Annotated in this window: 23 protein-coding genes and 1 tRNA gene; 17 read left to right on the forward strand and 7 right to left on the reverse strand. The window is 49.0% G+C overall.

All coding sequences use genetic code 11. The features are described from left to right. Nucleotides 1-19 precede the first annotated feature (19 nt). From IMZ38_RS02505 to IMZ38_RS02545, 9 genes are all read left to right on the forward strand, one after another. Nucleotides 20-1,030: an ABC transporter permease gene (locus IMZ38_RS02505; RefSeq protein ID WP_193436609.1), complete on the forward strand. Its 1,011-nt coding sequence runs from the start codon at nucleotides 20-22 to the stop codon at nucleotides 1,028-1,030. Continuing rightward, nucleotides 1,030-1,842: an ABC transporter permease gene (locus IMZ38_RS02510; protein WP_193436610.1), complete on the forward strand. Its 813-nt coding sequence runs from the start codon at nucleotides 1,030-1,032 to the stop codon at nucleotides 1,840-1,842. Before IMZ38_RS02505 ends, IMZ38_RS02510 begins: the two co-directional genes overlap by 1 nt. Next, nucleotides 1,842-2,807, forward strand: a complete 966-nt coding sequence (locus tag IMZ38_RS02515; RefSeq protein ID WP_193436611.1) for an ABC transporter ATP-binding protein — start codon at nucleotides 1,842-1,844, stop codon at nucleotides 2,805-2,807. The genes IMZ38_RS02510 and IMZ38_RS02515 overlap by 1 nt, the downstream gene beginning before the upstream one ends. Then, nucleotides 2,794-3,759, forward strand: a complete 966-nt coding sequence (locus IMZ38_RS02520) for an ABC transporter ATP-binding protein (RefSeq protein ID WP_193436612.1) — start codon at nucleotides 2,794-2,796, stop codon at nucleotides 3,757-3,759. The genes IMZ38_RS02515 and IMZ38_RS02520 overlap by 14 nt, the downstream gene beginning before the upstream one ends. Nucleotides 3,760-3,907: 148 nt before the next feature. After that, nucleotides 3,908-5,467, forward strand: a complete 1,560-nt coding sequence (locus tag IMZ38_RS02525; protein ID WP_193436613.1) for a hypothetical protein — start codon at nucleotides 3,908-3,910, stop codon at nucleotides 5,465-5,467. A 93-nt stretch (nucleotides 5,468-5,560) separates the two neighbouring features. Continuing rightward, nucleotides 5,561-6,958, forward strand: a complete 1,398-nt coding sequence (locus tag IMZ38_RS02530; RefSeq protein WP_193436614.1) for an SLC13 family permease — start codon at nucleotides 5,561-5,563, stop codon at nucleotides 6,956-6,958. Nucleotides 6,959-7,022: 64 nt separating this feature from the next. Further along, nucleotides 7,023-8,480 (forward strand): TrkH family potassium uptake protein, encoded by a 1,458-nt coding sequence (locus tag IMZ38_RS02535; RefSeq protein ID WP_193436615.1) that lies wholly within the window; start codon nucleotides 7,023-7,025, stop codon nucleotides 8,478-8,480. 48 nt (nucleotides 8,481-8,528) lie between these two features. Next, nucleotides 8,529-9,176 carry a potassium channel family protein gene (locus tag IMZ38_RS02540; protein WP_193436616.1) on the forward strand — a complete coding sequence of 216 codons (648 nt, stop codon included), beginning with the start codon at nucleotides 8,529-8,531 and terminating at the stop codon, nucleotides 9,174-9,176. Between the two features lie 2 nt (nucleotides 9,177-9,178). Then, entirely contained in the window at nucleotides 9,179-9,952 is a 774-nt protein-coding gene (locus tag IMZ38_RS02545; RefSeq protein WP_193436617.1) for a mechanosensitive ion channel, read from the forward strand. An 8-nt stretch (nucleotides 9,953-9,960) separates the two neighbouring features. On the opposite strand, the gene IMZ38_RS02550 is transcribed toward IMZ38_RS02545, so the two are convergent. Continuing rightward, nucleotides 9,961-11,250, reverse strand: a complete 1,290-nt coding sequence (locus tag IMZ38_RS02550) for a tRNA (N(6)-L-threonylcarbamoyladenosine(37)-C(2))-methylthiotransferase (protein ID WP_193436885.1) — start codon at nucleotides 11,248-11,250, stop codon at nucleotides 9,961-9,963. Between the two features lie 62 nt (nucleotides 11,251-11,312). On the opposite strand from IMZ38_RS02550, the gene IMZ38_RS02555 reads away from it, so the two are divergent. The 6 genes from IMZ38_RS02555 to IMZ38_RS02580 are packed head-to-tail and all read left to right on the forward strand — an operon-like array spanning nucleotide 11,313 to nucleotide 14,911. Continuing rightward, complete coding sequence (locus tag IMZ38_RS02555; protein ID WP_319637053.1) at nucleotides 11,313-11,747, forward strand: translation initiation factor IF-2 subunit beta; 435 nt, start codon at nucleotides 11,313-11,315, stop codon at nucleotides 11,745-11,747. 16 nt (nucleotides 11,748-11,763) lie between these two features. Further along, a complete protein-coding gene (locus tag IMZ38_RS02560) occupies nucleotides 11,764-12,099 on the forward strand; it encodes a DUF424 domain-containing protein (protein WP_193436619.1) in 336 nt (111 codons plus the stop codon). Nucleotides 12,100-12,108: 9 nt separating this feature from the next. Beyond that, nucleotides 12,109-13,167, forward strand: a complete 1,059-nt coding sequence (locus IMZ38_RS02565; RefSeq protein ID WP_193436620.1) for a 60S ribosomal export protein NMD3 — start codon at nucleotides 12,109-12,111, stop codon at nucleotides 13,165-13,167. Between the two features lie 3 nt (nucleotides 13,168-13,170). Next, a complete protein-coding gene (locus tag IMZ38_RS02570; RefSeq protein ID WP_193436621.1) occupies nucleotides 13,171-13,500 on the forward strand; it encodes a translation initiation factor aIF-1A in 330 nt (109 codons plus the stop codon). Beyond that, the gene (locus IMZ38_RS02575; protein WP_193436622.1) at nucleotides 13,497-14,309 is read left to right on the forward strand and encodes a serine protein kinase RIO; all 813 of its coding nucleotides are present in this window, start codon (nucleotides 13,497-13,499) and stop codon (nucleotides 14,307-14,309) included. Before IMZ38_RS02570 ends, IMZ38_RS02575 begins: the two co-directional genes overlap by 4 nt. Next, on the forward strand, nucleotides 14,276-14,911 hold the full coding sequence (locus IMZ38_RS02580; protein ID WP_193436623.1) for a KH domain-containing protein: 636 nt from the start codon (nucleotides 14,276-14,278) through the stop codon (nucleotides 14,909-14,911). Before IMZ38_RS02575 ends, IMZ38_RS02580 begins: the two co-directional genes overlap by 34 nt. A gap of 9 nt (nucleotides 14,912-14,920) precedes the next feature. On the opposite strand, the gene IMZ38_RS02585 is transcribed toward IMZ38_RS02580, so the two are convergent. After that, nucleotides 14,921-15,427 (reverse strand): EamA family transporter, encoded by a 507-nt coding sequence (locus IMZ38_RS02585; protein WP_227410906.1) that lies wholly within the window; start codon nucleotides 15,425-15,427, stop codon nucleotides 14,921-14,923. 102 nt (nucleotides 15,428-15,529) lie between these two features. On the opposite strand from IMZ38_RS02585, the gene IMZ38_RS02590 reads away from it, so the two are divergent. After that, a tRNA-Trp gene (locus tag IMZ38_RS02590) sits at nucleotides 15,530-15,687 on the forward strand. 13 nt (nucleotides 15,688-15,700) lie between these two features. On the opposite strand, the gene IMZ38_RS02595 is transcribed toward IMZ38_RS02590, so the two are convergent. Genes IMZ38_RS02595 through IMZ38_RS02615 form a run of 5 tightly spaced genes read right to left on the reverse strand, consistent with a single transcriptional unit; the run spans nucleotide 15,701 to nucleotide 20,132 of the window. Next, entirely contained in the window at nucleotides 15,701-16,114 is a 414-nt protein-coding gene (locus IMZ38_RS02595; protein WP_193436624.1) for a hypothetical protein, read from the reverse strand. 15 nt (nucleotides 16,115-16,129) lie between these two features. Then, entirely contained in the window at nucleotides 16,130-17,605 is a 1,476-nt protein-coding gene (locus tag IMZ38_RS02600; protein ID WP_193436625.1) for a TFIIB-type zinc ribbon-containing protein, read from the reverse strand. Nucleotides 17,606-17,625: 20 nt separating this feature from the next. After that, nucleotides 17,626-18,597 carry a hypothetical protein gene (locus IMZ38_RS02605; RefSeq protein WP_193436626.1) on the reverse strand — a complete coding sequence of 324 codons (972 nt, stop codon included), beginning with the start codon at nucleotides 18,595-18,597 and terminating at the stop codon, nucleotides 17,626-17,628. Nucleotides 18,598-18,599: 2 nt separating this feature from the next. Next, complete coding sequence (locus IMZ38_RS02610; protein ID WP_193436627.1) at nucleotides 18,600-19,613, reverse strand: SPFH domain-containing protein; 1,014 nt, start codon at nucleotides 19,611-19,613, stop codon at nucleotides 18,600-18,602. 6 nt (nucleotides 19,614-19,619) lie between these two features. Further along, complete coding sequence (locus tag IMZ38_RS02615) at nucleotides 19,620-20,132, reverse strand: hypothetical protein (RefSeq protein ID WP_227410907.1); 513 nt, start codon at nucleotides 20,130-20,132, stop codon at nucleotides 19,620-19,622. Between the two features lie 177 nt (nucleotides 20,133-20,309). On the opposite strand from IMZ38_RS02615, the gene IMZ38_RS02620 reads away from it, so the two are divergent. Further along, nucleotides 20,310-22,430 (forward strand): hypothetical protein, encoded by a 2,121-nt coding sequence (locus tag IMZ38_RS02620; RefSeq protein ID WP_193436628.1) that lies wholly within the window; start codon nucleotides 20,310-20,312, stop codon nucleotides 22,428-22,430. Nucleotides 22,431-22,444: the final 14 nt, after the last annotated feature.

The raw sequence follows: 22,444 nt of genomic DNA on the forward strand, positions 1-22,444 counted from the left end.
GTTGAAAGGGGTTTTCTCAATGGGCCTGGCCCGTTACGTGCTAATAAGGGGTTTGCTAATAATTCCCACGATCATTGTCTTGTACACTCTTGTCTTCATAGTTTTAAGGATACTGCCTGGGAACCCTGTTTTAGCTGCGCTGGGAACTAAGAACATCCCTGAAGAACAGTTGATCGCTATTATGAAGGATCTGGGGCTTGATAAACCGTTGTACCAGCAGTATTTCGAGTACTTGGTAAACTTTCTCCAAGGAGATATGGGCAAGTCCATGATAGTGAGGGGTAGGGCTATTGCGAGCGATATAGCGGACAAGCTCCCAGCAACCATAGAGCTTTCCGTGTGGGCTATGGCTTTCAGCCTCTTAATAGGTGTGGGAACCGGGTATTTAGCAGGCAACAGCGAGAGGGAGTCGGTTAGAAACTTCGCGAGGCTGACGGGCTCTATCACATATGTGATATTCATACCAGCCCTGGGAATATTCCTCCAGCTGGTGTTCTCTCAATGGCTCAGGATACTTCCTTCAGGCGGCAGATTATCCACCGGTTTCTACCTTAAACCTGTCACCGGGCTCTACACTATAGACTCACTACTCCAGCTCAATATTCCAGCCTTTGTGGACGCTGTGAAACACATAGTTCTGCCAGCTTTCACCCTGGGCCTCGTCCTATCCGGCCCTTTCACAAGGCTAACGCTTAACAACATGGTTAAGATCAGGGAGTCTAAGATGGTTACAGCTTACTATGCGAGAGGGGTCAGGGAGGAGCTTGTGTCCCGCCACGTCTTCAGGCACGTGTTAATACCGGTGGCAACTTACGCGGGATTACAATTCGCCCTCCTGCTTGGAGGGGCTGTTTTAACGGAGACGACTTTCAACTGGCCCGGCATAGGCACCTATTTGGTCGACAAGGTAATGTACAGGGATTACACTGCTATACAAGCAGTAGTGATAATATTTGCCTTCATAGTAGGGTTGACCAGTTTAATCGTGGACGTTCTCTACGCATTGATAGATCCCAGGGTGAGGTATTAATGAGGCTTGGGAGATTAAACACTTACATAATTATTGGCCTTGCCATGATAGCGTTCTTCACATTCATGGCTGTTTTCGCTGACTTCATAGCCCCCTACTCTCCCGTGGAGAAAGTCGGCCCTGAGAGAAGCCCTCCATCCCGCGAGTATTTGATGGGCACGGATAATCTTGGAAGAGACATGTTTTCAAGAATCGTCTACGGGAGCAGGATTATATTGGTAGTTGTCTTCCTATCCGTGCTCGTGAGCGGGAGCGTTGGAACGATCCTCGGTCTTTTAAGCGGCTACGTCGGCGGATTTATCGACAAGGTTGCATCATTCGTAATGGATTCCCTTTACGCCTTCCCATCCCTGATTCTTGCGATAGCGTTATCTGTTGCGCTCGGGACGAGTCCCTTGAACGCTGCCATAGCCATAGCGGTGGTCTACATTCCAACCTATTTCAGGATGATCAGGGGCCAGGTGTTGAGCTTGAAGAACGAGCTCTTCATCGAGGCTGCCAGGGCCCTCGGGATCCCGTCTTCAAGGATAATTACAAGACATATTCTTCCACACCTAACTCAGACTTTAATGGTAGTGTTCAGCATGAACAGTGCCGACGCCGTGCTCACCGAGGCAGCGCTGAGCTTCCTCGGCTTAACCGTCCAACCCCCGGAGCCTGACTGGGGTTTCGACCTCTACAAGGGTAAAGGCTTCATCCTCTCAGGAGACTGGTGGCTGCTAGCATTCCCCGGGCTCATGATAACTCTTCTAGCAATAGGCTTCGCCCTGCTCAGCGAGGGCGTTTCCCTAAAGTTCGGGGGGAGGGATTAATGGAGGCTTTAAGAGTCGAAGACTTATGGGTTAAATACTACACTGCCAGCGGGGTTGTATCAGCGGTCTCAGCCGTCTCCTTCACCATGAAGCGCGGGGAGATGCTGGGGGTTGTAGGAGAAAGCGGTAGTGGGAAGTCAACGCTGGGTTTCGCGCTCATGAACATGGTGCCTCCTCCCGGTAGAATAGTTAAGGGAGCCGTGATTCTCGATGGGAGAAACATTCTCGAACTGGGAAGCAAGGAGCTTAGGGGGATAAGGGGTAGCAGGATATCCATGGTTTTCCAAGACCCTTTCACAACTCTTGACCCTTTGAGGAAGGTGAGCGATCAATTCGTAGAGTTCCTCATGGAGCATGGTTTATCGAAGGAGGAGGCGCAGTCTAGAAGCTACCAGCTACTCGCAGCGGTAGGGATACCTGAGAGGCTTAGGGACGCTTACCCCCACCAGCTCAGCGGGGGGCAGAAGCAGAGGGTTTCAATAGCAATGGCTATAGCCTTAAACCCTTCCATAGTGGTAGCTGACGAACCCACTACAGCCCTCGACGTTATCGTGCAGAAGCAGATAATGGATTTGATGAATGAGATAAGGGTTAAGCACAACGTGTCGATAATGCTGATAACCCACGACATCGCTCTCGCTCTTGAGAGAACTGATAAAATCCTTGTAATGTATGGTGGAGAGGTAATGGAGTATGCTGGTAAGGATGACTTGATGAGAGAAATGTTCCACCCGTACACGAAGGCCTTGTTCGCATCTCTCCCAAGGATCTCGTCTAAGGAGTTGCCTAGGTTTTTAAAAGGCTATCCGCCGGATTTAAGAAACCCTCCTAAAGGATGTGTGTTCAACCCTAGGTGTGAATACGCGACCGATAAGTGTAGAGTAGAGAAGCCTGTTTTAAGAGAGGTTTCCCCTGGACACTATGCTTCATGCCATTACGCGGGTGAGCTTGATGCCGCTACTTGAACTTGACAGGATAGTGATGGAGTTTGATATAGGTTCTTTCGGCAGGAAGAAGAAGGTTAGAGCTGTTGATAATGTATCGTTAAGCATTGACAAGGGATTGATATATGGATTGGTTGGCGAGAGCGGTAGCGGGAAGTCCACGTTAGGGAGGGTAACGCTCAGGCTTTACAAGCCGGTGTCAGGGAGGGTGTTGTTTGATGGACAGGATATTACAGGACTACCTGAGAGCAAGCTGAGGCCTTTGAGAAGGAGGATGCAGCTAATCCCTCAGGACCCATACGGGGCTGTTAACCCTGTTCAGACAATAGGCGAGGCTTTATCAGAACCCCTGATAGTGCACTATGGGTTGGAGACGCGTGAGGCGATGGAACAGGTTAAGGCAATGCTGGAGAACGTTGGCCTTACTCCAGCGGAGGATTTCATTAGCAGGAGGCCTTTTAACCTGAGCGGGGGGCAGTTGCAGAGAGCTGTTATAGCTAGGGCTATGTTGTTGAAACCGGAGTACATTGTTGCTGATGAACCCACCAGTAATTTAGACGCCTCCATAAGGGCTTCCATAGTGAAGCTCCTGCTGGATTTCAAGGAGAAGTATAATCAATCACTATTGTTCATTACACACGACATAGTTTTGCTCAGCCTAATAGCGGATAGGATAGGGGTAATGTATCTTGCCCAGCTGGTTGAGGAAGGGCCCAGCGATGAAGTCATTAAGAACCCTCTACACCCGTATACACGGGCTCTTTTATCCGCAATCCCCCTGGTCAGCCAGGAGCTAGGGTTCGAGAAAATCATCCTGAAAGGGGAGATAGGGGATCCTGCTAACCCGCCCACAGGCTGCAGGTTGCACCCAAGGTGCCCATACGCTAGTCAAAAATGCGCTAAGGAGGAGCCTCCATTCATCGAATTAGCCGCTGGGAGAAAGGTAAAGTGCTGGCTTTACGCGAGTGGTTAATTTGTTGAATCTTAGGCACAGGTTTTAACAATTAGGATGAAGTAGTGAACTATTTCATTGTGGCGTCTTCTTATCCCATAGGAGTTTCCTACCCCAGTATCAGCTTTTAATAGGGTCTTTGTGACATAAACTTACTTTAGTGGGAGTTATGAGTTCTAACGTCAATGTTTTTCCGAAGAGATATATGCCATTCCTCCTCAAGCACACGGGTGAAGCCTACCAGAAACTGGGGGATGACGAGGTCGTCGGCTTCGCACTTTACTATTCGGAGAAGCTTAGGAAAAAGCCTGGATTCCTAAGGAGGAAGGGGGAGAGGATCAGCGCGGTCGTGCTCGTTCTCTACCCGCTCCTTGTCAAGCCGACCTCGAAGGGGATGGCCGTCCTAATAGACCCGCTCAGGAGTAGCAGGCTAACCATACAGTATAACGTGGTGGATAAGAACCTACTGGACTCCGCGTTGCAAGAGCTTTCAGCAATGACCGGGAAGAGCTTTCTCGACGGACTGGTAAAGCTAAGCAGGCTTGCCCAGGACGTGGCGGGCGCTAGGTCGGGGGTGCGGAAAGAGGTTGTAGAGCTTGACAACGTGGTCTCAGACCCGGGTTTACTGCAAGGGTTGAAGCCGCTAATAGGGATGGAGACAACCTACAACGTCCCGTTCATAGAAATACCTTTCCCCTCAGTTGATCACGAGGAGGTTGCCAGTAGGATAAGAAAGGTTATGAGCGAAGTAGATGAACTCGTAGACTACGTTAACAAACTGTTGGAAAAGGTTAGAGAGCTTCTAGAGGAATGGAAGAAGGATATTTCGAAGGAATATGATGAGAAGCTGAGAATTATGGATAAAAAGATTGAGGAGACAAAGCAAGCCGTTGCCAAGGCTATTGAAGAATTGAAGAGAAAGAAGGATGAGGAGCTTTCCGCGGTAAAAGAAAGATATCTACCTAATATTGAGACTGTTGAGAAAAGGATAGTTGAGACTCGTGAAAACGTTAGGAGGCTTGAGGAGGAGTTGGAAAAGGCGAAGGAGTACGACAAGGACACCTCGGATTTGAAGAAGAGGCTTAACGACCAGAAGAAGACGTTGAAGAATCTTGAGAAGGAGCTTGAGAACGCTAAGGAATCGTATGATTACGAGGTTAGAAGGGTTGAGAAAAAGTATAGCGAGCTTGTAGAAGCGGAGAATAACAAGGTTAGGTCGATTCTCAGCGAGAGGGAAGCGGTTCAGAAAGAGGTGGAAGCATTGATCCAGGAGGCTGGTAAGAGGTTTGACGCTATTAGGAGTAGTCTCCAGGAGTACGTAGAGGGGCTTGTCAAGGCTGGGAGAAGGATTGAAGAAATCAGCATTAACGCGCCGTCGAAGAGTGAGGAGATACATTTAATCCCCCTTGTATACACCTCGTATGTTTCGGATGGAACTGCTCGTTCAAGTATTACGACAATAGTGGTCCTGGAGCCTGGTGGAATGCTTGGGCCAAGACTCATCCACTACATTAACGAGGGAATCGCTAACTACTTCTCCTGGGTTAAACAAGTGCTTGACAAGGAGGAGATGAAGCCGGAGGTTAGTGCTAAAAACCTATTGGCCAACACTACCCCAGAGAGGGTTGAGGTGTGTTTAACTCGCTTATCAGATATGGGGTTGTTCAGCAGGGAGGACGCGTCCAAGATGGCGAGGAGCCTCGAGGAGCAGATGAAGATGAGTGGTTGAGCGGGAAATACGGTGAGACCGTTGCTTAGTTAGAGTTATATTTTTATTTTCACGCAACCCTTCCAATATTCTTGGTTCCCTTAAGGGATGCTTATGAATAATAAGTGGAAACTGGCTGTGACTGTTGCGATGCTTGCACTGGTTGGGATAGTAGCGTACTCTCCGCTCGGAGATCTCACACTGCAACAGAAAGCAATGATAGGCATTTCCATATTGGCAATAGCCTACTGGGTCACGGAGTGCGTGCCCATACCTGTTACAGGCATAATTATAATCCTTCTGGAAATAGTCTTCGGCGTATTCCCTCTAGCGAAGGGATTGTCCTACATAGCGTCCGATGTCAACATGCTGATCCTAGCCGGGTTAGTAATATCCATTGCTCTCTCAAAGTACCAGCTGGATCGTCTTCTAAGCCTTAAGATTCTTTCATTCATGGGTGAGCAAACCGATAGGATAGTCCTCGGCATGATGCTTGCCACAGCCCTTCTCTCAATGTGGATTCCTAACACGGCTGCGGCGGCAATAATGGCGCCTGTAGCCGTGGGTATGCTGGAGCTGATAAGGGCGGAGAAGGGGAGGAGCAATGCGGGGAAGATAATGATGATCGGTGTTGCATACGCGGCAACTATCGGCGGGATAGGCACACCTGTCGGGACTCCTCCGGTACCCATTACTATCAGGAATGTTAAGGAAGCAACAGGGTACGACATCACTTTTGCCATGTGGATGGCGTGGGGTGTTCCAATAGCCTTAGCATTAACGATTATTGCATGGAAACTCCTCACACTGTTTTATCCTCCGGAGGTCAAAACAATCCCGGGAGGCAAAAGCATTGTTGAAGGAGAGCTAGCTAAGATTGGAAAACTGAACAAACAGCAGAAGACAACCCTGGCAATTTTCGGAGTAGCAGTGGTTCTATGGCTTATGGACTCGTTCTACCCTATTCTCCCTAACTGGACCTACATAGCCTCCTTGATAATCATCATACTCTACCTGATACCTGGGGTTGGAACACTGTCATGGGATGAGGTTTCGCGAGAGGCTGACTGGGGTGTTTTATTCCTCGTCGCCGGAGGGCTGGCATTGGGTGGAGGTCTGAGGGAAACCGGGATTGTTAAAATGCTTGCAGACGCTATAGCGACAGGGCTGGCCGGGGCATCACCTTATCTTGTCAACATCGTAATAGCGTTGGTGGCAGGGTTCAGTGTAACAGTATTTTGCAGTATAACAGCCACCTCGTCAGCATTCGTCCCAATCGCAATAGCGATAGCAGGATCCCTAGGCATGGATGCAAGGTTCACGGGCATTGTAGCTGGTGTAGCATCATGCTTCGCATTCCTCCTACCAGCCAACACTCCCCCGAACGCTATCGCCTACTCCTACGGATACTTCAAGAACTATGAGATGGCTAAGGTTGGCCTGGTTTTAACGCTATTGTCCTCCATAGTGTTGATAGCCTTCATGCCGATGATAACACTCCTCACCGGTTGATAACAGTTCAATCAACAAAACGTTTTTTACAATATGAGGTGTATACTATGAATGGTTAGCGCGTATGGTTGAGCTACGGGGCCTTAATGTTCTGAAAACCACGGGAGCTCTCATGTCCCTGCTGGGCGCACTTATGACCTCTGTGCCCTTGATAGATTTAGCGTACGGTGAGCAGGTTTCGGCAGGGTTTCTCGCATTCTCAATCATCCTCATGACAGGGGGTTTCCTGCTTTCGAGAATACAGACACAGGAGGGCTTGTCATTTATTGAAGCAGTTCTCTCCTCTACTCTAGCGTGGACTCTTCTACCCGCGATCTCCGCAATACCGTTGTCTATTGAGCTTTCAATACCATTGTACGATGCGTTCTTTGAAAGCGTCTCAGGGTTCACCGGAACCGGGTTAACGGTTCTCGCAGGGCTTGAGAAGTTGAAGCCTAGCATACTGTTCTGGAGGGCTTTAATGCAGTGGGTCGGGGAGCTGGGGTTCGTTGTTTTCGCAATGGTATTGTTCCCCTTCTTCTACAGGTATGGGCTACTCATGTACGGTGTTGAGAGACCGGTTAGGATAGAGGCTTCAATGTATCGAACCGCGCGAAGACTTTTCAACATCTACATAGTTTTAACACTTGCCGGAGCCCTCATGCTCTACTACTCGGGCATGAACATTTTCGACGCTGTAACGCACTCGATGACCGGAATAGCCACCGGCGGTATGAGCAACTACGATGCTAACTACGACCACATCTACCGCACTGCGCCCTTAACCTCTATTCCATTAATCATTGTAATGGTGCTTGGGGCTACGAACTTCCTCCTTCTTGACAAGCTTTTAAGAGGGGATGTGGGCGAGGTTGCCCGTAACGAGGAGTTCAAGCTCTACATAGTTCTCTTACTGTTCTTCTCCGCCACCACATCTGCATCCATGCTTTCATCCAATAACATTTCATCAAACATTTCTGAAACAATAGTCTCCGGGGTTTTCAACGCGATCTCCGCAATGACTACAACAGGCTTCAACATCGGCGCGATCAGTCAACTCCCATACGCTACGAAGCTTATCCTCACCTTCTCAATGCTTATTGGAGGGATGACCTTTGCAACCGTGGGAGGCATTAAAGTGCTCAGGTTTCTCATAATTTTGAAGAAGCTTAAGGCTGCGTCAATAAGCATTGTAACAGGTGGGAGGGCTGAGACAAGGATTAGGCTAGGGGAAAACGTGATGGACGACTCGGAAGTGGCTTCCGCACTCTTACTGGCTTTAACACATTTCACAGCAGTCTTCACAGGGGCCATGCTTATAAAACTCATGCTCCCAGGCTTCGACTATGCCGACGCGTTGTTTGAATCAGCATCGGCCGCGAGCTGTGTGGGATTATCCACAGGGATCGCATCTGCCACGGCGCCCCCCGGGGTTAAAGCTGTTTTAATCTTACTGATGGTTCTAGGAAGGCTGGAGTATCTCCCACTCCTCATGCTTGTAGGCTGGATCCTGGGCAGGAAAACTATTAAATTATTAAGATAGTTCACCAATAATAAAATACCTTGGAGCAGTGTTAGCTGAGGGTTTTTCATGAAAATACTCATAGCCGGTGGCGGCGAGTTCGCTGAGAACTTAATTAAAATGCTGAACCCTAGGGAAAACGAGATCATAGTTATAGAGAAGGATGAGGCGCGGAAAAGAGAGCTGGAGTCAAAGTACGATGTCCTGGTGATCAATAAGAGCGCAACGGACGTTGACGTTTACGCTCGAGAGGTGAAGATGGACGAGATAAACGCTGTCCTAGCCTTAACCAATAGTGATGAAATAAACATGTTGGTTCTCGCAATAGCGAAAATCTACAATGTACCTATCAGGATCGGGAGGTTTGCCGAGGAGAAGATTGGCGAGCTGGTTCGGGAGCTCCAGCTCGGAATCCCTATAACGCAGCCTAAGATCTTGGCGAGCATTGTAGCAGACTACATGTCATCGGTCCTGACACCTGTTCTACTGGGAAAGCTTGGATCTTTCGACCTATATGTCGTAGGGGTTGCGGAAGGGGATAGGGCAGCAGGATCCAGGATTAAGGATCTTGAAATGAGTGAGGAGGTAGGCAAGATCATACTCATGTTTGACGGAACCAGGTTTAAAGTGCCTTCTGAAGACGATGTTTTAAAACCCGGAGATATCTTGGTGATAATGGCTACGGGAACTGATTTTATAAGCAATATAAAGGGGTAATCATGGCTGAGCCAAGCCTAATCCAGGACTTACTGTCTAAGCTCGAGGTCCCAATAATCATAGTTCTCACACTAGTCATTGTTAGAGTGCTTTTCAAAAAACTCCTCGACTCCCTGGCAATGCGAGGCACGATCTCAGTCACGGGTAAGGAAACAGTTTTGAGGATTCTGGATATTTCAATCATAGTTATATCCTTCCTCGTCCTGGTAGCCCAGTTCATAGAGGTACACATGGCTCTTATAGCGATAGCGGGGCTGACCCTTGTCTTAGTCTTCATGCTTATCGATAAGATAAGAGGGTTTATCGCCTACCTATCACTTCAAATGGATAAGAAGATCATGGGCAAGTATTTTGAAATAGTACTGCCCGGTTTCAAAGAGCCGGTTTACGGGAGGGTGGCGAAGATTTCATCGTCATACTGCGAGATCGAAGATGTCTTTGGCGAGAAGTACTTGATACCCAACACGGTAATGTATAACGCCGTGTTGAAACCGCTGACACCAACCGTGGTGTTTGACGTTCGTTTGAAGATCACAGGTGAAGAGGACTTGCGGAAGCTGATAGAGCTATTCAAGAGCTTTAAACCGGAGGTTTTCAGGATAGATGATAGGAGAACCATTATACGGCATGTAGGCCCGTCGAGATTTACTATAAGGATTGTAGCGCATCCCACGGGTCCTAGTATCAGGCATATTGAGATCATTGATTTCATGTCCGAATTGATTGGAAGATTCAAGGAGTATGATCCTGAAGTCCGTTTCGTGAAAGTTTACTAAAAGAATGTTTAACCCATCCCTCCCCGAACCCTGCCTCTGAGGTCGTAGAAAGTAGCTTTTTCAATTACTGCTTCAACAGATACTCCATAATCGAGCAGGCCTCCTCCCAGCAGGATAACAGGGATGTAGTTGTCAAGCCTGCCAACCCATGTGTTAGAGTACTCTGTTACAAACACCGGCAGGGTTGATCCAACATATTTCTCCCTAACCTTAAGCCCCATCTCCTCCACGGTTTCAAGCATTCTGAGCATTCTTTCCTTTCTAACACGTGTCGGAATGTTCGGCATTCCAGCTGAAAGTGTGTTGGGTCTCACGCTGTAGCCTGCGAAGTGAACTCTTTCAAACTCTAACTCCTTAATTATCTTCAAAGTATTTTCGAAGTCTTCCTCATCCTCGGAGGGGTGGCCTACTATTATATCGGTTGCAATGCTAACGTCACTGATTTTCCGCTTTACCTCTTTGATTAAACCCCTGTACTCGTCAACAGTGTATTTCCTATTCATAGCCTTCAACACTTTGTCGCTACCAGACTGCAGAGGGATGTGCAGAAACCTGTAGATCCTGCGGTCAGAATTGACGGCTTCAACCAGCTCGTCAAGGATTGGTGGCAGGTGCTCCGGGTTTATCATCCCTATTCTAACCCTGAACTCTCCCTGCAGTGTTGAAATCCTTCTCACCAGTTCTGGGAGACACCGTTTACCGTACAGGTCTACTCCGTAAGTGCCCAGGTCCATCCCCGTCAACTGTATCTCCACCGCGCCCATTCTCACAGCGGTCTCAACGGATTTTACGATTGCTTCAACAGTGTGGCTCACTAATACTCTTCTAGCATGTCTTGTTATGCAGAAGGAGCAGTTGCTCAAGCATCCTTCTTGAATAGGTATTGGCGCAATCCTGTTCTCGAAGAACAGTCCTATCCTGTCTCTCTCCCTAACCCCATCCAGCATCACAACCTTCCCGCTTGATTCCACTGCTACATGGATTCTGGAAGAGTTCTGCGGGGAGACAAGGCTGGCTTCAGGAGCGGTTTTCAACACCTTGTATGGCTGTGCAGCGGGGAGGCATCCAGCAATCACGAGCTTCGCATTTCTCTCCTGAACCAGTCTTCTAAGACTGGTTATTTTCTTCAACATGTGTTGCTCCGTGTCAAGCCTAACCGTGCAAGTATTGATTATTACCACGTCAGCGCTGGAGGGGTCGGCAACAATAGAGTGCCCTCTCTCTGTTAAAACATGCTTCATCAAGGCTTCATCGCTCCTGTTGAGCGCGCAGCCGTATGTTTCCACGTAAACCCTCATTAAACCATCCATTAACAGAATTATTGTTAAATAGCCCTCTTAACAATAATCTCCCTGGAGAGGTGTTGTTTTTGAAGAGTATCAGGGACTACAGTTACGAGGAGCTGTTGGACAGGGCGATTCAGAGACTGCCGTCTAAGAAGAGCAGCGGCGAGGTTTTCGAAATCCCCAGGGCCGAGGTTTTGATCGTTGGAGGCAGAACTATTGTTCACAATTTCTCGGAAATAGCTGAGGCTCTTGGTAGGGAGAAAGATATTGTTCAAAAATACTTTGTCAAGGAGCTTGGTGTTCCCGCCTTCCTCAACGATGCTGGGCAGTTGCTATTGCAGGGCAAGTTCAACGCCTCAGTCATCAACAAGCTTATAGAAGTCTTCGTTGAGAAATACGTTAAATGTCCCACCTGCGGAGCCATCCACACGAAGCTTGCTAAGAAGGGCAAGGTTTTCGTGATGAGGTGCGAGGCCTGCGGCGCGGAGACCACGCTACCGGCTTTCTAGAGCGCGTGATGTCTTGATGGAGGAGAAAGGTGGTCGGGAAGCCTACACCGGCTTGGAGTATGTAAGCGTAAGGTTTTCAGACGACGAAGTAGTAGTGTCAGTGTGCGATGAAGAGGTTCTGGGAAAAACCCTTGTCGACCCGGATAAGGGCATTAAATACGTAGTAGACCCTTTCTTCTACAAGGGGGAGCTTAAAAGTGTTGAAGAAGCCTTGGAGATCCTCTCCACTGCTACAACAGGCAACCTGGTTGGCGAGAGAATTGTTAAAGCAGCAATAGAGAGGGGGTTCATCCATCCTGATGCCATTCTCATAGTTCAAGGTGTTCCAATAGCCTTCTTCGCAATACTATAGGTGTTGCATATGAGGTTCTGCGTGCGTTGCGGAAGAGAGGTACCGGACGAGGAGATTATTGGAAACCACTGTCTTGAATGCTATGTTAAATACCTCACCCCATTCAAGGATAAGCCGAGGCTTGAGGTGACGGTCTGCCCTAAGTGCGGTGCATGGTTTTACAAGGGAGAGTGGAATCATCCTTTGGAAGAAAACGAGGTTTTAAGAAGAATCGCGATGGGGGAGTCTAAGCGCTTCCTCAGGGAGGAAGTGGAGGTTTTAGATGTTTCGGTGGTTAAACCACTCCATAAAATCAGCGCGAGCGAGCACGGGGTGACCTTGAACTATCAATTATTGATTAAGGAAACCAATCCCGTGAACTACGAGCTGGAAGCCCCTGTTAAAATAACCTACAAGCCGTGCCCCTCATGCTTAGCCAGGGCAGGAGGTTCTCATAAAGCATTAGTCCAGGTAAGGGTTGAGGGAGAGGTAGATGTCGAGAAGCTGGCTGAGGAGGTTGAGGAGCTTATTGTTAAGGCTGGGCTGGCTTCAAGCGTCACAGAGGTTGAGACTGTGAGGGAAGGCGTGGACGTCAAGTTCGAAGACCCTGTTGCCGCCAGGAAGCTTTCAAGCATTCTGAGCAGGAAGTACGGGGCATCAACAACCGAGTCCTTCAGGTCAACCCGGTTTGACGCTCACGAGGGTAAGTGGAGGGGTGTTGTAACGCTGTCCGTGAGAATCCCGCCAATACACAAGGGCATGGTGGTCGAGTACCAGGGTGAGGTTGGCGTTGTCGAGGAGGTTTCGAAAGGACTGGTGAAGATAAGGATTCTTGAAACAGGAGAGCATGTTCAGACAAAGGTGTCAGGCTACTGGGATGGAAGGATTAAGCCGTTGCCAAGGGCTCACCTAGGCGGCAGGTATGTCGTGACGAGTGTTGACAAGAACTACGTCTACTTGCTCAACGAGGAGACGGGGGAGCTTAGAGAGGTTCCGGTTAAGCCCGGGTATTCTCATTTAAAAGCCGGCGATGAAGTATTATTATTGTCAATAGAGGAAAAGGAGTATTTGATAAGGGAGAGTGATTAGGTTTTGCCTAAGAAGGACCAGGGTCTAGGGCCCGGAGCAGAAACACCGTTCCCCGGGGACGATACAGTAGTCTGCGGCGTCATAAGGCATCTCGGCGGGGATTACCTGCTGGCAAAATGCATGGATGGCGTGGACAGGAAGGTTAGGATACCGGGGAAGCTTAGGAAGAGAGTGTGGATTAACGAGGGAGACATAATTCTCGTCGGACTATGGGATTTCAGCCCGGATAAGGGTGAAGTGGTTTACAAGTATGGTCGTAACGAGATAAACAAGCTTATTGAGAAGGGCTTTTTGAGCAAGGAGTTCATTGACGCTCTCAGTGAATACGTATGAGCGATGAAGTGGACAGGCTTCTCCGTAGAGGGGGAGAGGAGCCGAGAATCAAGGATGCAGACCTCTACGAGACTGTTGAGGAGGTTTTCGACACATCCACAGTCCTAACGGTTGTCTCCCTGATTCGTAAAAGAGTTTTAAAGCGGATTTCAGGCGTGATCAGTGCTGGCAAAGAAGCAAGGGTTTACCTCGGCTACGCTTCAGACGGTAGGCCGTTGGCTGTTAAAATATACCTAACAAGCTCAGCAGAGTTCAGGAAGGGAATATTGAAGTATATTGTCGGAGACCCGAGGTTTCAGGGGGTTAAAACCGGTGACACGAGAGCGCTAATCTATGCGTGGACGAGGAAGGAGTACAGGAATCTTGTAAGGATGAGGGAGGCAGGGGTCAAGGTTCCGGAGCCTGTCGCGTTTCTCAACAATGTTTTAGTTATGGAGTTCCTGGGCGAGGAGGGTAAGAGGTATCCATTGCTAGTGGAAGCCTACAAGGAGCTGGAGAAAGAGGAGTTGGAAAACATTTACAAGCTGGTTTTAGAGGAGCTGGAGAAAATTGTCTGCAAGGCTAGGCTCGTGCACGGGGATTTATCAGAGTTCAACATAATGGTTAAGCCTGATCTCGACATAGCAATCATAGATGTAAGCCAGGCTGTCGACTACTCACACCCTAACGCGAAGGAGTTTCTCGAAAGGGATGTTAGAAATATTAACAGGTTTTTCAAAAATGAAGCCAAGATAAATGTTTTAAGTGACGAGGAGGTTTTGGAGGGGTTGTTTAAATGTCTGGAGAGGAGAAGGGAAGATTCATCCTAGGCGTTACAAGACTCTACGAGAAAATACCTTTGGAGAGGATAGGGGTTTTAATAGGCGATAACGGCCGGGTGAAGAAGGAGATAGAGGAGAAGACTAGGACAGCTATAACGATAGATTCTTTAACAGGCGGCGTAGTGATAGAGCCAGCCCTCCCCACAACCACCGCTCTCGAGCTTATGAAGGCAAGGGATATAGTTAAGGCAATAGCCTACGGCTTCAGCCCTGACAGGGCTATGAGGTTGCTGGATGAGGACCAGGTGTTAATGGTCATAGATGTTAGACAGTACGTGGGAGATAAGCCTAACCATGTGGCAAGGGTTCTAGGGAGAATAATCGGCGAGGATGGTAAGGCGAGGAGGACTCTTGAGGAAATGACCGGTGCGTTCATATCGATATATGAGCCTTACGTGGCTATCATTGGGGATTTTGAAACAGCTAATATAGCTAAAACAGCTATTGAAATGCTGATACAGGGGAGGAGGCATTCAACAGTTTACAAGTACGTTGAGAACGAGACGTTCACCTTGAAGAGGAGGAGGATGAGGGAGCTCTGGCTCAAGCCTCCTAAAATAGAAGCTGGAGAGGAAGGAAAGCAGGAGTAGAGAAGTTTTCTAAAAAACGAGTAGGTATATAGCAACGATCATGAACGCGCTCGCAACGACTTTCTTAAGGGTAAGCTGTTCGTGAAGAATGATCACTGATAATGCTATCACGAATAGAAGGCTGGACTTATCGATTATGGCCACAGGCGTTGTCTCCCCTTTCTGGAGCGCTAGGAAGTAGAGAACCCATGATGCTCCTCCAGCCACGCCGCTTAGCACTATGAAAAGTGCTTCTCTCGAAGTAATTGTTGACACGAAGCCTGTTCCCCTGAAGGTTAGCATGACCGCTACTGCGAAAACCATCATTACTATAGACCTTAAGGCGGTGCCGGTGAGGGAGTCCACGTGTTGAAGCCCTATTTTAGCGAAAATCGTTGCAAGCGCAGCCATGAAGGCATCTAGCAATGCGTAGATTACCCAATCCTCCAAGGCAACCACCTTTTCAACCCGGCATCTTGTGCGGGCCTTGTCAACACCGTGTTCAGAGGGGGTTCTATCCCCGGGTTCCCTCTTCATCTGCCGGCAAGTGAAGAAGTATTCGTTGAACCCTTAAAATGGTTTTAAGCGGAAAAGCTTATATGACTCCTAAAGTTATAATAGAACTCGATGACTGGTAGTGGGCCCGTAGCTCAGCCAGGCAGAGCGGCGGACGCTGGGGGATGTCTCCAGCGGTCGAAGCTCCAGATCCAGTGCTATGGGTCAGACGACCTTTACGGGATGAGATAGATCTGGAGGGAGTGACCCGTAGGTCAGGGGTTCGAATCCCCTCGGGCCCACTACGATTGAAAATTACTTCTTCTCAAGCACTCTAACCTTGTAGGCTGCTAAGAGGATGGATACTAGTAGAATGATCAAGGTTATTCTTAAATCAATCCCTGAGAAGGCGATCCATGTGGCGATGATGAAGAATAATAATCCGATGAACACCCTGGGTGCGCTGGGCGCGAAGAAGGCTTTTCTCGCAGACTGCTGAGCGTTTCCCACGCCGTAGAACCAAACCGCGTTAACATAGAGGAAGATTCCCGCGGCTAGCGTGACGCCTTCCCCTCCTGTTACAGCAAGCGTTGAAGCGATTGCTAAAATTATTGACGCGATAAAGACCGCGAAGTCTCTGAAGCTTGTAGCGATGTTAATTCTCAGAAATGTCAGTATTGCGAACAGCATTGTTGCCGCTAACCCGGTTAGAACGAGGTATTCGCTCATACTTATTCAACTCTACTATATAGTTAGCTTTAACAGGTTATTTAACTCGGTTGTGAGACGTACGCCCAGTCCTTTCTCGTTCACAAGTGTTTTCTGGTCGAGCGTGTTGAAAGGTATGTAAACCAGGCCTACTGCCTGGGAGGATGCAAAGGTTATCTTGCCCCTGTACTTGTTGTTGACTGCTTCAATATAACCGTCCACGAGCTTCTCGGCTAGCACGCTGGATATGAACGGGGGGAAAGCCCTGGCTTCTCCAGGTATGCTTGAAACCCTTGCTGAGGAAGCAATATCTTTAGCCAGAGAGTAGCCGGGTGCTTCCTCAATTTTCTCGGGAGGCGGCGTTCTCCCAGTGTATAATCCTAGGACGTCTAGAACTGGGTTTTCAGCGTATGGAGGTATTGAGGCTACTAGAACAGTGAGCCTTGACTCCCCGCCCTTCCTGAAAACAATGCCCTTGACGAACGAGAACCTGCACTCAACCACGTAGAATGGAACGTAGAAGCCTCCCCTGCCAGGGAGCACGTTAACCTCGGGTGAACCCGTCTTCCCGTATGCTAGCTTCTTGAGGTTAACCATTATCTCCAGAAGATCCTGGATAGGCCTCTTATAGGTGTCTCTCAGCCATTTGAAAACACTCATGTATGCTTCAACCCATCTCACAATCTCCAAAGGATCTCTTCCAGCCGTGAAGAACTTGTGAGCAGCGTCTGATAAATGATATATTGATTCAGCAGCCATTTTCTCAACTTCTAAAATACCCCTGTTAACCTCCGGGATGGGCGAGGACCCAACCCTCTCGAGAAGCAAAGCGTACTGGTCAACACCTGTTTTCGCAAGGTCAAGTGCTGCTGAAGTGTTCCTGGCATAGAGCTGTTCAAGAGATGCGAGCATTGTCTTGATAGAGCTGAGCCTTTGTTTAACAAACGTGAAACCAGGGTCGTCTGGAATTTCGGACAAGGCTTCATCAATATTCTTCAAAGCAGACTTTACATCATACTTCGATAGTGCTCGCAGAGCGTTGAGGAGGTATCCTGCGGTGTTACCGTAGATTATTGTTTCACTAACGAATCTTGAATCCTCTTCTGAGACTGCGAAGTCCTTGACAGCCTGTACTTTCAACGCCTCCTCGAAAAACGCTCTCGGCTCCTCCCCTGGCGGTGTGGGAGGTGGAACAGGTGTCACAGGGTTTGACAAGTACTGGAGGTATTTCGCCCTAACATTAGCCCTGGTCATTAACAGCTTCGGCTTTATCAGGCTCTGGAATATTTGATGCCTAGCAGCAATATCTGCAACAGTTGTGGAGACGGCGGTGGAGGGCAGTAACTCCTTAATCCACTTCTCAAGCTCGCCTCTGAGTTTTTCAATATAGCGGGTGGCGTCCACTATCTTGTTGAGGAAGCCGCAGTATTCGCACCTAACCCATTCCTCTCCTTGCTGGGGTTTCGGAAGAGGGGCTCCGCAGTTGGTGCATCGCAACACAACTGTCTCCATGCTATCCCCCTATCCTAGCCTTATCTTCTTCCCACTTGAACCCTTATAGCTGAGACTCTCACTTCAAGCGAGCTTATCCTAGCGTTCAACCTTGCCTCGACTTCTTGAAGAGCCTTCATTGCTAGCTCATAATATCTCTTAGCCAGCGCGTCGCTTAGATTGTAAACCATGGTGTAGCATACCCTGCACACAGCTATCTTGCCGTCAGCTATGAGGAAAGACGCCTCGCCCCCATATTTCTCCCTTATATAATTGTTAACCGAGGCCGGCATGTAGATGTAGTTTATCTCCTCGCCCTGTATCTCCCTGTGACAAACCCAGCACTTCGTTGTTTTCGAAAGCTTCCCCAGCTTATCGTTCACGAAGCTTCTAACCTCGGGAGGCGCTTGCTGAAGATACGCCATTGCCTCACTGTATAGTTCAACAGCTTTAGAGGGGTTGTCAGCCTCTATTTTCAACGCTCTTATAATCCTCGCGTAACCTAGGAGCCTGAAGCCAACCGAGCTTAAAGAGTCGTGAATGTTCAGCAAGTCCTCGAGTATCAGCCTCCTCGAGCCTTCCCCGAGGAGAATATTGCCAACCTCCTCATATTTCTGAGCGATCGATTCATCCATCTTCACGGCTTCGTTAATGTTGAATCTAGGCAGGCTGAAGATCATTGAAGCCAGCTCGAGATCTCTCGCAAGCTCCCCCGCTGTAGGCTTTGCAGCGATCCCAATATCTAACGGGAGGGCGGGATCTAGCTTCCTACACTGCTCTGCGGCTTTCGAGAATGCTTCAGGGGTTTTCTTCAAAAGCGCATCGTAGAATGTCGCGTAGAAGATGGTTTCCCCAGCCCTCCGGTTAATCTCGGGGTCGTTCGACTTAGAAGCGATCTCGTAAGCGTTAAGGAAGTGCTTTACAGCACCCTCTATATTCCCCTTGTTTCTATCGCTGAAAGCCTTGTTTAACTCGTCCTCAAACTTCTCCCTCTCACTCTTGAAGAATATCACGGCTACATCTCCTTCTTATACTTCTCAAGCAACTCCTTCTTCAGCTGGTCGTACTCCTCCTGGGTTATCAAGCCCTCGTCAAGCATTTTCTTCAGCTCCCTCAGCTTGGCTACGAGGGGGCTTTCCTGCGGCTGGGCTGGCGTTGGCGCTGGCTGGGGAGGTGCCTGCTGAGGCTGTTGCGGCTGAGTAGGCTGAATAGCCTGCTGCATTAATGTCGGCATGGCTACGAGAGCACCCATCCAGCCTGCGGCCGGTGATTTCCCAAGAGCCCTCATGACTTCAACTGTTTTAACAATCTCCAACACCTTGTCCTCGTCTCCCTTCTGGATTGCGAGCAGGAGGGGTAGTCCATAGGTCGGGTCCTCTTTCTCCATTCTCTCAAGCTGGGGCAGGGTTATCCCGGCTATTTTAACATCAATGAGCTCTAACCCTCTCTGCGCGAATGCCTCCTGGATTGTTCCCGCCTTCAGCCTACTTGTAACCTGGGTTAGGTTGGTGTAGATATCTATTGCGCTGTACTTGCTGATCTCCTGTATCAGCGTCTCCACGAAGTAGTTTCTTATAAAGTCTGCAACCACTGTTGAAGACAGCTCCCTCACGGCCCCGGCTACCTGTGTTAGGAAGAGGACGGGGTCTGCAACCCTGTACCAGAATTCTCCAAAGCTCTGGAGCTCCGTCATGTAAAGGGTGCGGGGACCCAGCTTAACCCTTGTTGACAGCCCAAACTTCCCTCTGAACTGCTTCAGCGATACGAAGATTATCCTAGCTTTGAACGGGGTTTCACCATAGCCTGCCACGAGCCTGAAAGCCCTTGTTAGAAGCGGGAGGTTCTGTGTCGTCAAAACATGTCTACCAGGCGGTAGGACATCGTATATTTTCCCATCTCTCATGAACACTGCTGTCTCATACTCGTGCACTACTAGAACGCTGCCCCATCTAATATCCTCGTACGGGTAAACCCATAAAATATCCTCGGGGCCGGGGTTAACCCACTCTATAACGTTAGTCTTGCTCACGCATCATCACCTCACAATCCCGGACAATATCCTCTCCCTCTCCTCCAGGAGGGATTCATACTTCCCTAAAAGCTCCTCGATACTCGCAAGGAACTTCTCAGCCTCCAGGATGCTCGACGGCTTGCTTGAAGTAGTCTTGTTCAGCTCCTCAACTACCACGCCCATGTTTAAATCATGCTCCAGCATCTTGTCCAGAACGTTCTCGTCAACCTTGAAAGCGTGGAAAAGCGGTCTGTACCCGTAGGGTGCGTGCCTCGTTTTCTCGGCCAGGGAGTCAAGCCTGTAGATGAGTTTTTCAACACGGTTTGAAACAGGCGTGGAACCTGATGACGACACTATGAGCGAGTAAAAGCTTCTGAGGTCTGAAACGCTCTTCTTAAGCCTCCTGTAAAGCTCATCCCTGACAACCCTGTCGGTCTCCCTGATAAGCTCTTTCTCCTTATAACCCTTGTACCCGGGGAACAGCATTAGTAGCTTCTCGTAAAGCCTGAGATCTGGTGAAGGTTTGCCACTAGACAATAAAGTAACACCTCACTAATATTAACAGCTTCCAACTTAATATATTGAATCGGTAATTGTTCAACCATAGCGTTTAACTAGCAGATTCATACGTGAGTATTGGGGGATTCGGCAAGCTTCTCCGCTTTTCAACTTTATTAACGTTGAGAAGTTAGTATTGATTAAGGGTTGGTTTGAATGCATGAAGCATTGAAAATAATCCTAATTCTCACACTAATAACAGCATCCATACTACCGCTAGCCCTTGGAACACAGGTCAGGAATCAACCCCTTGTCAGCGAAACCCCGCTCGGGGTGAAAATCCCTGTTGACAACACCCCGTACGCCTCGTACACTATAGAGCCAAACCTGGTCTACTATGGCGGTAAATACTATACCTCAATACTAAACGTAACCCATGGGTCGTATGTCGAGGGAAACATCACGTTCTTCACGATAGACCCTGCCACCGGGCAGGCTGAGAAAACCGTGCTCACCGACAACCTGGGAATCGACAACTATCTTGTCCTAGCCGGCGGCAAGCTGGCGCTAGCGTACTCGAGATTCCCGAACACCACCTATTACAGGGATCTGAGACTCTTCCTAATCGACCCTGCGACAGGGAGCGTTGAAGCCAACATACCTGTGGCCGAGACTCCGAGGATTTACGACGAGCATCCTGTTGCGGCCTACAACCCGGTGAGCAACCTTCTCGGCATAGCCCACTACATGGGCAACGGTTCGTACAGGGGCTTCATGCTCTCCATCGTGGACTTGTCGAGCCAAGCACTCGTGAAAACCTACTTGATACCTCCCAACACGACGCTCGATTACAGGACAATAACCCTTAACATCGCGCCGCTGGGTGACGGCTTCATCTTCCTATACGTTAACGATACTTCAACTCCTGGAGAGTTAGACCTGAACCCGGTCTTCTTCAACCTGACCAGCATGTATCAGCTCCCCGTGATCCCTACTTCAGGGGCTAATGAAACCCTGGGCGATATAGTTACGATGAGAGCGCCCAACATCACTAGGACTGACACTACTTACTCACCATTCCTTCCCGTGGTTGTCTCAGACAACAGGGTTGTCTTCGCAGGGTTCACCTACAACTCGGACGGTTCGAGAAGCGTGTTCATCGCTGAGGCTGCGATGGTGGGGGGTGAAGTAGTGCTGAGAAGGATCGTGCTTGGACCGGGCCACTATCCCTCGATCGCTCTTGGATCATCGACCATAGCAGTAGCCTACTCTTCCCCTGGTGCTGGAGGATACGATGTAGTGCTCAAGATTCTCGACATTGAGAGCCTTGGCGAAATAGCCTCGCTCAACCTGAGCAGGATTGCTGGGACCCAGGAGTTTAATGAGGCATATGTGAAAATAGCTTACTCACCCATGGGATACTATATTGTAACATGGAGCATGATGTACGGCACAACCTATTCGATAGTGGTTGGAGGCGTTAAGGAGAGCAGCCTAGGGTTCACCGGACCCATAACGCTTGAAACCACGCCAGCCATGAACGCGACGCCTGTAAGGGTTGGAGTGGACGGGCTGGACGGATTCGCCGTTCTGTTCAGAGAATATAATGTTGCAACCAACGAGTCTGACACATACCTGTTCCTCGGCAGAATAGGCGTCGACCTCCCCCCGATCACGGAGACGACGACAACAACAGAGACCGTGACAACCACTACAACCGTTACAACTACGAGCACTGTGACGGAGACTGTTCCAACAACCACGACAATTACCGAAACCATCACATCCACCACCACCGTGACCGAGACCGCGACCGAGACAACAACCGTTACAACCACTTTAACCGAGACAAACACCACTACTGTGACTGAGACGGTCACCTCAACCGTTACGTCAACTGTGACCACTACGGTTACTGAAACCTATACGGAGACAACTACGGAAACGGTAACAGAGACGTCTTACACGACTATTCCAACCACGGTTACTTCAACAATCACGAATACAACAACCGTTACGGAGACATCCTACACGGTGATCCCAACTACAACCACAGTTGTCCAGACCTCGTACACTACGATTCCCGTGAGCACCACGGTAACCAATACTACAACGGTGACGAGCACAGCCACGGTGACCAACGCGGTATACACTACTGTAACGGAGACTCAGACAGAGACTACGACGAGAACGGTTGTAAGTACTGAGTGGACAACATCCACTAAGACCGAGACGTACACCACAAGCATCCTTGAGACTTCAACAGGAATAGCCGGGGCTATTGCAACACTCATAGTCGGATTCCTCGTAGGTTGGTTAGTTAGAAGACCAAAATGATTTTTTACTCCTAA

Source organism: Thermosphaera aggregans, assembly GCF_014962245.1.
Taxonomy (GTDB): Archaea; Thermoproteota; Thermoprotei_A; order Sulfolobales; family Desulfurococcaceae; genus Thermosphaera; species Thermosphaera chiliense.